13 protein-coding genes and 1 pseudogene are annotated in these 10304 nt (G+C 62.6%); 5 read left to right on the forward strand and 9 right to left on the reverse strand.

What is annotated here, in order from left to right; genetic code table 11:
* From JOY90_RS07220 to JOY90_RS07250, 7 genes and pseudogenes are all read right to left on the reverse strand, one after another.
* A pseudogene (locus JOY90_RS07220) lies at nucleotides 1-488 on the reverse strand (asparagine synthetase B); the annotation flags it as partial.
* A gap of 41 nt (nucleotides 489-529) precedes the next feature.
* The gene (locus JOY90_RS07225) at nucleotides 530-1564 is read right to left on the reverse strand and encodes a glycosyltransferase family 2 protein (protein WP_291690459.1); all 1035 of its coding nucleotides are present in this window, start codon (nucleotides 1562-1564) and stop codon (nucleotides 530-532) included.
* 22 nt (nucleotides 1565-1586) lie between these two features.
* Nucleotides 1587-3110 (reverse strand): hypothetical protein, encoded by a 1524-nt coding sequence (locus tag JOY90_RS07230; protein WP_291690460.1) that lies wholly within the window; start codon nucleotides 3108-3110, stop codon nucleotides 1587-1589.
* A 308-nt stretch (nucleotides 3111-3418) separates the two neighbouring features.
* Nucleotides 3419-3796: a hypothetical protein gene (locus JOY90_RS07235; RefSeq protein ID WP_291690471.1), complete on the reverse strand. Its 378-nt coding sequence runs from the start codon at nucleotides 3794-3796 to the stop codon at nucleotides 3419-3421.
* 97 nt (nucleotides 3797-3893) lie between these two features.
* A complete protein-coding gene (locus tag JOY90_RS07240; protein WP_291690461.1) occupies nucleotides 3894-4244 on the reverse strand; it encodes a hypothetical protein in 351 nt (116 codons plus the stop codon).
* Between the two features lie 173 nt (nucleotides 4245-4417).
* Nucleotides 4418-5011, reverse strand: a complete 594-nt coding sequence (locus tag JOY90_RS07245; protein WP_291690462.1) for a formyltransferase family protein — start codon at nucleotides 5009-5011, stop codon at nucleotides 4418-4420.
* A 124-nt stretch (nucleotides 5012-5135) separates the two neighbouring features.
* A complete protein-coding gene (locus tag JOY90_RS07250) occupies nucleotides 5136-5357 on the reverse strand; it encodes a hypothetical protein (protein WP_291690463.1) in 222 nt (73 codons plus the stop codon).
* Between the two features lie 449 nt (nucleotides 5358-5806).
* Between JOY90_RS07250 and JOY90_RS07255 the strand changes: the two genes are divergently transcribed.
* From JOY90_RS07255 to JOY90_RS07265, 3 genes are all read left to right on the forward strand, one after another.
* A complete protein-coding gene (locus tag JOY90_RS07255) occupies nucleotides 5807-7192 on the forward strand; it encodes a caspase family protein (protein WP_291690464.1) in 1386 nt (461 codons plus the stop codon).
* Between the two features lie 27 nt (nucleotides 7193-7219).
* Nucleotides 7220-7630, forward strand: coding sequence for a hypothetical protein (locus JOY90_RS07260; RefSeq protein WP_291690465.1), 411 nt, complete (start codon nucleotides 7220-7222; stop codon nucleotides 7628-7630).
* A gap of 185 nt (nucleotides 7631-7815) precedes the next feature.
* Nucleotides 7816-8043 carry a hypothetical protein gene (locus tag JOY90_RS07265; protein ID WP_291690466.1) on the forward strand — a complete coding sequence of 76 codons (228 nt, stop codon included), beginning with the start codon at nucleotides 7816-7818 and terminating at the stop codon, nucleotides 8041-8043.
* On the opposite strand, the gene JOY90_RS07270 is transcribed toward JOY90_RS07265, so the two are convergent.
* Nucleotides 8040-8237: a hypothetical protein gene (locus JOY90_RS07270; RefSeq protein WP_291690467.1), complete on the reverse strand. Its 198-nt coding sequence runs from the start codon at nucleotides 8235-8237 to the stop codon at nucleotides 8040-8042. The two genes, JOY90_RS07265 and JOY90_RS07270, sit on opposite strands and share 4 nt — an antisense overlap.
* Before the next feature lie 171 nt (nucleotides 8238-8408).
* On the opposite strand from JOY90_RS07270, the gene JOY90_RS07275 reads away from it, so the two are divergent.
* Nucleotides 8409-8729, forward strand: a complete 321-nt coding sequence (locus JOY90_RS07275; protein ID WP_291690468.1) for a hypothetical protein — start codon at nucleotides 8409-8411, stop codon at nucleotides 8727-8729.
* A gap of 322 nt (nucleotides 8730-9051) precedes the next feature.
* Here JOY90_RS07275 and JOY90_RS07280 read toward each other — a convergent pair whose 3' ends face one another.
* Nucleotides 9052-9222, reverse strand: a complete 171-nt coding sequence (locus tag JOY90_RS07280; protein ID WP_291690469.1) for a hypothetical protein — start codon at nucleotides 9220-9222, stop codon at nucleotides 9052-9054.
* A gap of 923 nt (nucleotides 9223-10145) precedes the next feature.
* Here JOY90_RS07280 and JOY90_RS07285 point away from each other — a divergent pair.
* Nucleotides 10146-10268 (forward strand): hypothetical protein, encoded by a 123-nt coding sequence (locus JOY90_RS07285; protein ID WP_291690470.1) that lies wholly within the window; start codon nucleotides 10146-10148, stop codon nucleotides 10266-10268.
* Nucleotides 10269-10304: the final 36 nt, after the last annotated feature.

Consider the following 10304-nt stretch of genomic DNA (forward strand, 5'->3'; position numbering starts at 1 on the left):
AGCTTTTGCAGGGAGCGGTTGTCGATCGACGCATCGAAATGGCGGTGGCTGGCAAGCGAGCGCAGCTCGCTCGCAAACGCGAAAAAGCCGCCGGATCGCGTGTAGAACAGCGGCTTTTCGCCGAACCGGTCCCGCGCCAGGAAGATCTGGGCGCGCCGGCTGTCCCAGATCGCGAAAGCGAACATCCCGTTCAGGCGACACGGCAGGTCGTGTCTCCATTCCTCGTAGCCGTGGACCAGCACTTCCGTGTCGGAATGATGGGACGAGAAGCGATGGCCCCGGCCCACGAGCAGCTCCCGCAGCTCGGCGTGATTGTAGATTTCGCCGTTGAAGATGACGGCGATCGTCCGGTCCTCGTTCCACATCGGCTGGGCGCCGCCTTCCAGATCGAGGATGGCAAGGCGGCGGTGTCCGAGGAAGATGCGGTTTGCCTCGTCGAGATGGTAGCCATGCCCGTCCGGGCCGCGATGGGCGAGGGCGTCGGTCATCGCCCGGATGTCCGCGCTATCTCCGTGTCCGTAGAACCCGGCTATCCCGCACATCGGGCGACGTCCTTCTCGCGCCGGCGCGCCGGAGAGCCGTCGAAGTTGATCAGCTCGCGGACGAGATAGGCGCGGGCGTCCTGCGATTCGTAATAGGTTCGCACCAGCACCTCCGCGACGAGTCCGAGCAGGATGCTGATGATGCCCACCAGGAACAGCAGGGCGGCCAGCAGCGGCAACGGCGTCAAGATCAGCGACAGGTGCGCAAACAGCCGCAGCAGGATCGCCACGCCGATCGTCGCGAACGACGCGAGGATCGAGATCATTCCGAAGCCGCCGAACAGATAGATCGGCTTCGCGAAATATTTGCGCAGGAAGATGACCACCAGAAGGTCCAGGATGACCTTGAAGATCCGCTCGAGCCCGTAATTCGACGCGCCGAATTGACGGGCATGATGCGTCACCGGGAGTTCCGTGATGCGCGCTCCCTGCCATTCCGCGTAGATCGGAATGAACCGGTGCATTTCGCCGTAGAGACGGATGTCGCTGACGACGCTCCGGCGATAGGCCTTGAGGGTGCAGCCGTAGTCGTGAAGCTTGACGCCCGAAACGTAGGAGATGAAACGGTTGGCGACCCGGCTGATCCAGTTTCGTCTGAGTTCGGAATCCTTGCGCTCTCTCCGCCATCCCGAGACGACGTCGTAGCCCTCCTGGAGCTTCGCCAGCAGCAGCGGAATGTCTTCCGGATCGTTTTGCAGATCCGCATCGATCATGATGATGATCTCGTTCGAGGCATGATCAATGCCGGCCATCAAGGCCGCGGTCTGGCCGTAGTTCCTTCGGAAGTCCACGACCTTGATCTCGGGCTTGTCGAGCGCAAGTTCGCGCAAGACACCGAGGGAACGGTCCATGCTGCCGTCGTTGACGAGAACGATCTCGAATCGGTTCGGCAGCCGGCTCAAGACCTCCAGCAGCTTCTGCAACAGCAGCGGGAGGGAGCGTTCCTCGTTGAAGACCGGCACGATCACCGAGACACCCGACGAGGATTGAGAGATCATCGCCGAGGCTGCATCGATCGACATGTCGCGTGCGGAAACAGGCACGTCAGGAACCTTTGCCAAAATAGTCGGAGATGGTTTTGCCGCCGAGATAGGCGTGCCGAACCATCAGGTAGTACCAGGGCGTCTCGATCCTGGAGTACCCTCCCTGATCGCCCGCGTAGTTCTTCGCAATCCATTGTTCGACGGTATTGGCCCATTTGGTCGCAACGGCCGGTCCGTTGAACGTCCAACCCGATGCGCCGATGGCGAATGCGAGCGCCAGGCAAGAGATGATCGCCGTTCCGGAACGAACGGGGTTCGATCCGGCAAGCGCCGTGAAGGCTGGATAGGCGAGGCCGACGAACACCGGCAACTGAAACAGTCCGACATATCGAGACGGTAATTCGGACCAGAAGTAGATGATCCTGTACATGTTGTCGTGCCGCGAGACGATATAGCTGACCAGGAACACGGCCAGCCAGATCGCCAGAATGACCAGCGCGTCGCAGGTGGGCAGCGGGAAGCGCCGAACGAGGCCCAGGCGCCACTGCTCGCCGGCCTTCCAAACGGATATCAAGACAGACCGCAGACGAGGAACCGCAACGACGAGCGTCACTGAGACGACGACAACGAGGCTCAGGACGACCGCCGGCAGTCCGCTTGGCCCCGAGAAGCCCAGGATCGAATGCATGTGCTCGCGAAGCGCGATGGTCACGACGGTCAGGCCTATCGGCAGAAGAACCTTGATCCGCGGCCACGCGGCCGGTTGAGGGACGGCGTCACAACAGATCATGGTGGCCAACAGGATGGGAGCCTCGCTCTGGTGAACGAAACTCACCAGGAAAGGAGCCCAATAGGCGAGCGCGTTTCGTCCCGACCAGCGCAATGCGAACGCGGCGAAGGCGAGCATCGCGCACAGGCAGCGCGGAAACGCTGAGAAGGGCGAAAACACGGCCGTCGGATTGAGCCAGCTATACGCGCTTATACCTAGCGTGTTCGGCAGATTGACGATGCGGGCAGGCGTCGACTGGAGCAAAAACCACGACAGACTCGGCGGAGGAAGCGCCAGGTACAGAAGCGCCGCGACGGCAAGGGCGCCTGCCATGGCGAGCAACAACGTGTCGCCTGCAACGGAGAAAACAATCAGCAGACAGAGCAGTCCGAGCACGCCGCCCGAGAGCATGAGCCCCCACCACATGGCGTTCGCTACGAATTCCGGGAAATCCTTCGCTGGGTCGGTGATGCCGAGGCGGATTTGGATCGAACCACTCAGATACATCGAAAGCGACGTGAAGGGATAATTGTTGCAATAGGATTCACGCATCCTCGCCCGGTAAAGCAGGTGGTCGTTGGCGCCAGCGGCAACGAGTTGCTCAGTCAGTTGCGTTTGCTGATCTTGCTGCGACGGATCGATCATTTCGATCCCGCAGAGGTACAGGTACATGTAGTCCTTATCGATCCCGATGACTTTGTCAGCGACGCGCAGATACATCACCGTCCACAGCGAGATACATAGCAGGGCGATGAGCATCCGCCCGATCGTCAGCCGCGCCGATGTTTGTCCTTCCGTAAGCACTAACTGGGTCAAGCTGATCTCGTCGGTTGGCCGGTGACGGCGACGTTATTCTTCATTCGGCACGGATTGCGTTGCCGGAGGAGGTCACGACAATCTGTCGGATCTCTGCTGCACTCGGTACGAGAAATTGATTTTTCGAAATCCGGGCCATCCATACCAAATCCCCAGAAACGCCATACCGACCAGTCTGCCGGCTGGCAATAGCCAGCATCCGCCGGCAGCTTGTCGAAGTTGGTTCCGCTTTCGCGGGCGAGGGGTAGTTGAGCCGAAGCGCTAACACCCGGCGGCTAAGGTATCAAACTGTCGCGGCCCGTCAGGGCTCAGCGCACCAGCGAGATCGAGGCGCCGCGGAACTGGCTGTCCGCGCGGATCGAGATCGATTGGCGGTTGCCACGGGTGGCCAGCGACAGGTTGGCGTTGAAGCCGGCCGCGCTCGCAAGCACCTGGAAGCTGCCGTTGCCGCCGCGGCCTTGCAGGCTGCCCACGATATTACGGCTGCTCTCACTCCAGTTGCCGGAGATGGCGCCGCCCTCGGAAACGACATTGCCTTCGAGGTTGAAGCGGTAGGCGTCGCTGGCGCAGGTCAGCGACATGTCCATGCGTGGACCCGCCACGGCATAGGTGGCACGACAGCGAATGCGCTCGGTCGAGCCGTCGTCGAGCGTCACGACGCCGCCGCCGCGCCAGGTACCGGCCATGCCGGCGAAGGGCCCTGATTGGGCGTGGCTCGCCGAGCCGGACAGGGTGGCCGCCGCGATGACGGCGATCGCCAGCAGCGCCCGGATGCCGTCGATCCTACTGGCGAACGGCTTCCCATCGACCACTGCACGGAATACCCGCCGAGGCCCCGTTCCATTTTCCTGATCCAGCATTGCCACTGACCTGTCCGTTGGCATAGGCGCCGTTGATCGAGACCCGAACCAGACCCTCGCGCCCGATGCTGCCGGAGACATTGGCGCCGGCAGCCGAAATCTTACCGTCGGTCACCAGCAGCGTCGAGCTTGCGGTGGGCTCGCAACTGCCGCTCTTGGTCACAATGGTGACATTCCAGGTGCCGTCATAGGGTGACTGGGCCAACGCTGGCGCCGCTGTGGCGGTGGAAAGACCAAGGACAGAAAAAAGCACGCCTACGCGATAGAGCCGCATGAACCAAATCTCCGCTGTCAGGGGAACGGAACGGCTTATTCGAGGCAAATGTGACGAAATTTTGCCGCGGTGCAGCGACGAAAATTGTTCCAATTATCACAGACACATAGCCGTGATCCTGGAAGCCCTGCGGGCGGCTGTGGTTCGCCAGGAAAGTCGAATCGGGACGGCGGTCAGTGAGGCACGAGGCTGGGCGCCTTGGTCGCAAACTCTTCGTCCTGCGGCTTGGCAGGCAGCGTCCCGTGGACCTTGGCGTGGTCGATGGCTTCAGCCAGCAGCCGCAGGCCGAGCGGCGCAAGCGCGCGCTCCCAGAGTTCGCGGGCTGTCTCGCCCTTCTTCACGAAGCACCAGTCCTGGACTGCGATCGCGCCGGCATCCATCCGGTCGGCCAGGTGGTAGATCGTGCCACCGGCGATCGGGTCACCTTCCTTGATGGTCCATTCGACCGCGGCAATCCCGCGATGACGCGGCAGCAGCGACGGGTGATAGCCGATGCCCCCGAGCCTTGCCGCAGCCAGCGCCTTCCTGCCGATTCGGGCATGGCTGTGCGCGGTGACGATCAGGTCGGTGCCGGGTGCGATCTCGGTTTCGACCACGAGCTTGGGATTGGCCTGGACCACCACCTCGATATGGGCGGCGCGCGCCGCCGCCGCGAGGCGGTCCTCGGCGTCGGCCACCACGACTCTGACCACGTCAATTCCGTGCTCCCTCAGCATGTTGAGGGTCGTCACGCCGAAATGGCGGGAGCCGACGAGGGTAATCCGCATCATGTCATCCGTGGTCGTGAGTGAGAGTTCCGGAACCCTCGATAGCATGTCGGCGAGGGCTGTCATCCCTGGCCGCGTGGGGTGGCAAAGCTTATCAACAGGGGTGGGCCGGACGGAGGGACGGCTAGTCCAGAACCCGACGCTCCTTGAGCAGCCAAGCATGCACGATCTGCCATTTGTCCCGGCCCCTGGACTGGAAGTCGAGCAGGGCGGATCGCTGATCCTGCAGTTCGACGAAGAACTTAAGCGAATCGCGTCCGGTTGCCCGCTTGGGGTCGATCGGCTGCGTCTGAAGCCACCGGTCCCATTCTCGGATGATCAGCGCTCTCAAATCCCTTTGTTTCATTCCACGCGGCCCAAAGTTGAGGGAGCCTGAGGCAGGCTCGGATAGTCGCGCTGGTCCGGCGGCGGGGTCATGCCACCGTTAGAAATGGGACTCGGGAGCCGCCGGCGAGTTCGTTGCAACGCGCCCGGTCCCGACAGATAACGCGGTCGCTGGGAAGACCCGGCCACCGCTGAAATGAGAGTTCGGCCAGCCGCCGCGCCGATCTCTCCACGAACCTTGTCGGAAGCAATCCAAGCCTTCCTGAAAGGCGGCTCATCATGCTTACCAATGCTCATACTCGGCTAAATTATGGCCCAAATATTATGCCCAAGTCTCCGGCACCCCTGGGACGTTGATGCTCAGCTTCTGTGTCCCTTGTCACACCGCAATTGCGGCAATTGATTTACCGGACGCGGTTTCCGATAGTGGTTTTTTGCCGAACGAGAGTCCGCTCCAGGCGACCAATGATCATGCAGACGGGTCTTCCCTATCGCCGCCATTCCCTCTGGCTTCGTTTGACCTGGATGAGCCTGCTCGCTCTTTCCTGCCTGACGGCGGAGCGCGCAGCCGCCGAGTCCAGGGTTGCGCTCGTGATCGGCAACGGCGCCTATCAATATGCGCCGCGGCTGCCCAATCCGGCAAATGACGCCACCGATGTTGCGGCCGCACTGAAGCGCGACGGTTTCGACACGATCCTGGCCGTCGATCTCGGCAAGGCTGGAATGGACGACGCGACCATTCGCTTCGCGCGCGCCGCGCGGAACGCGGACGTGGCCTTGTTCTACTACAGCGGCCACGCGCTGCAGTTCTCCAACGTCAACTACCTCGCTCCCGTCGATGCCCAACTCACCGACGAGGCCGATCTGCACCGCATGGTGCGGCTCGACGATATCGTTTCCGACCTGCAGCAGGCCAAGAATCTCAGAATCCTGATCCTGGATTCGTGCCGCGACAATCCGCTGGCGGACCAGTTGAAACGCTCGCTGGGCGCGACGCGCGCGCTGCCGCTGCAGCGCGGATTGGCCAAGATCGATTCGCCGCAAGGAATGATCGTGTCGTTCGCGACGCAATCCGGCCAGACGGCGAGCGATGGCTCCGGCCGCCACAGCCCCTACACCGAGGCGTTTCTGAAGAACATCGAAGCGCCCGAGGAGATCGGTACGATCTTCCGGCGGATCAGCTCCGACGTCTATGATTCGACCAATCATTCGCAATTGCCGGAGCTGTCGCTCTCCATCATCGGCGAGTTCTACCTGCGCGGGAAGCTGGATGTCGCCGTGAAGCCCGCGGCGGCGGCGCCGCTGGCGCTGCCTCCGGCAGACTCCGCGCAACGGGACTTCGAAGCAACCGAGCGGGTCGACACGTTGGCCGCGTGGGACGCCTATCTCGCGGTACATTCGTCCGGCCTGTACGCGACGCTCGCCAAGGAGCGGCGCAACGCCGCTGCGGCGCGCGTGGCCGCCCTGACCCCTGCCAATCCGTTGCCGGCGCCAGAGCCGCAGCAAGCGCCGCCCTCGCGGTCCGGCAAGTTTGGCGCCGTCGTCAATGTGAACCAGCGCTTCTATTTCTCCTGGAGCTGGGGCACTCCGGAAGCCGCCGAGAAGAACGCGTTCGACCGCTGCAAGCCGTCGCCCTCCAGCTGCCGGATGATTGCGAAAATGAGCGGCCGGCAGTGTTTCGCGCTGTATCGGCCCGACCACGGCGATGCGAATGCCTATGGATGGGCGGTCCGCGACGATCTCGACGAGGCCAAGCGGGTCGCCTACGACCAGTGCGGGACGCAGGGAAGCAATTGCGGCGTGTCGGTGACCTTCTGCGCTGACGGCAGCAATCAATATAACCGGCACCCGCTGTAGCGTCTGCAGTTAGCGCGGACCGTTGCCATGGACGTTCCAATCGCTCCAATCGACCTTCGACAGGCTGCGAACATCGGTCCCGAGCGGACGACGCGTCTCCCGCTCATGCTGCGCGATGACCTGCTCGGATTGTCTGATCTTCGCGGTGAGCTCGGCGACGAGCTTTCGGTGCTGGGTCTGCGCGCGGGCATCGATGCTTTCGCCGATCGTGAATGTCGCCGCATCGATGCGGCTCAACGTCTCTCTGTGTCGCCTGACCTGGGCTCGGTGCCAGGCGATCCTGCTGTTACTGTCCGCCGTCATCCGACACCCGCAATCTGGCTCCAAGCCTGCTCCAGCGGCGTGTCTGGAAAAGCCCGGGCGGTGTTGCCGCCACGATTCGAAGAAATTTCGATTCGCGACCTCCTGAAGATAAGCCACCGGCACCGGGCGGTGTAGGGGATCGATGGCCGCCCTACGAATGCCGAAGCGGACAGGCCGGTGAGCCGAAGGGGCGCAATGGGTAACCCCATGAAATTGGGCTTCAGTGAACCCGGACACAGAAGCTAATGCACGGGACACGTAAGATCGCGTGAGAGCTCTACAGGCACGACTCTTGCTTGGCGCACTCGCGATTTTGTTTATTGGAACCCGATATGGCACAACAGCACATTATCCTCGGCCGCGACAGGCTGGACGCCGAAGCGCAACGCGACATCTGGCTGTCCGAGAACTCTGATTTCAAGGTTCTGCGGCTGCATCCCCCAAAGCCGGAACCACGAACGCTCTTGATGCTGATCGGAGGCCGCAACGTCCCCCGGGTTTCGATCGAGGTGGAATACGAACAGTCGACGGAACAGGGCCTCGGCTAACGGCGGTAAGCCCGTCGAAACAGCACGGCCACCACGCCGATTGCCAGCGCCGCGAGCAGGGCGTCGACCCGGATGTCCTCGCGTGACAGTCCGCCGTAGACATGAAGCACGTGGCGCAGCAGGGCTGCCAGCAAAACCGTGGCGAACGCCAGCAGAAGGAAGTACCTCAGTCGAAACTCTCTCGGATCCGGCACGATTGAGGCCCCCCAACATCCGACAAGCACATTCTCGGAGCGCAAATGTGTCGTCATCCTCTCCAGAGAGACGACGCATGAAACTTTATCGCGTCATTCCGCTTGACGCTTGATCAGTCCGAGAGGCCTCTCATGCGTGTCACATCGTTATTCGCGAGGACAGCCGCGTTCATGCTCCTGACTTCGGCCGCATTCGCACAGTCGCCCGACCAGTCCGCCGCTTCGTCGCAGACGCAAGCCGCGCCGGTGCCCGCCGCGCCGCCGCGCGGAGCATCGCCAGAGGTCGGCAGCCCGTTGCTGCCTGGAACCGATACGGGCCTCGACAAGGTGGCGTCGGACGGCATCTCGACCAAGACCGTGCCGGCCGCGCCCTGCACGCCGGCGGCGCGGGAGACCGACGGCTTTACGACGTGCGCCGGTATCCCCGGACCGGTGAGGCAGACGAAGCGGACCGACTTCGGCAGTGACACCACGACGGGCCTTGGGAAGTAGCCGTCAATATGAACAGGCCAGCGTGGGCGGCGAATTATCGGAGTTGACCCCCGATGCCAATCATCGGCGAGATTTCGTTCCGAAGCAGCGACCCTCCGTGATCCAACTCACGACCATCTGTGGGCAGCGAATGATATTCGAGATTGCCGGGTTGCTTTGTTAACTCGCGGTTAAGCGGTTTGACACAACCTTGACGATAGGAACGCGGCGGAACCGGACGCCGGGCCGGCAGTCGCAAGAAGGGGTCGACGGCGTAACGCCCGTCGGCCTTTTCCCTTTCCAAGTCTCCGAGCCGGAAGCCGTCGCGGCGGTTGCGCGAGCATCATCGCGCCCAATCCATGATGGCATCGATGAAATTGCGGGCCTGACGGATCGCTTCGGCTCTCGAGGCGCAGACCCCGACCGAGACGGTCCTGCCATTGTCGACCGTCCACCTCCAGCCGCCGGCGAAGCTCAACTCGGTGACGTAGAAGGAGATGCCACGGTGCTTCATGCTGCGGGCTCATCGGCCAAGTTGCGCTGCAAACATGAAGAACGGGGGGCACCGGGCAAAGTTCCACTTCGCCGGGCGCGGAACTAAACGGTCAGGGTGTTCGAATGCGCATAGATCCAGCGGCACCCGTCAGGCAGTTGCCAGACGCGACCGAGCGTCCGGGATCGCGTGCAACTAAACTCGCGGGGTTCGGCTTGACGAGGGCGCGTAAGGCTAAATCCGGAACGGGCGTCATCATCCGCCCGCTGATGACACTGCGCATAATGGCGGGCGTCGCCCCAAGTCGGGGGTCGGATGCGCCGCATCATTGGGCGCGATAGGCCTCGATCGCATGGGCCAGGAAAATGCTGGCGCTGAACAAGGCAACCAGGGCTGAAACAAACTCCACCATCGAACTCGTCCTTCTGGGCGTCGCGCCTTGCGGCACTGGCCCCCCCGTTGTACAAGCCGCTGGTTTCAGGAAGGTTTCGTTGCCGGCGGAAAACGGTTTCGTGACGTTTCGTGAGCGGTAAGGGGCCAGTAACGGGCTGGTGAACGCGCTGGATCGGCGGACGAGTCCGCTGGCGATGTCAAGGGGATGGAGACGACCGGCGAGCGCGGGGAGAGCACGTGCATCCGGCTCGTGCGAACAGCCGGATGCAATGAAGCATCGTCTGATGCGTTCAGGTTACACCAAGACACTTTTCGCGCCGACGCCGAGCTTGTAAGGCCGGCGTAAGCCCGGTGATGTACACGGTGGTCGGAGCCGCCTGCGGCGACTCCTGCACTCTTCTGCGAAAAACTCAGGAAACCCCGCCTCTCGTGCCCTTGAGGCGGGGTTCTCTTTGCGCCGCTTCCGGTTTGCGCCGACAATGTGCCTTGGCACAACATCAGGGCAAGACCGCACGGCCGCAGCTCCGCGTCTTCAAGACCGGGGGAGCTCAATGGCCGGCGCGCCGAACGTGCCGCGCGTCATCGAGGAAGCTGCCGGCTACGTCAGGGACACGATCAAGCATTTCACCGAGGATGACGCAGACGGATACGCGATACCGCCCTGCGCAAATTAGACTCGAAGCTGGTTGTCGGCCACGCTGGTTAGGCCT

Origin of the sequence: Bradyrhizobium sp. (genome assembly GCF_019242285.1) — a bacterium.
Classification (GTDB): domain Bacteria; phylum Pseudomonadota; class Alphaproteobacteria; order Rhizobiales; family Xanthobacteraceae; genus Bradyrhizobium.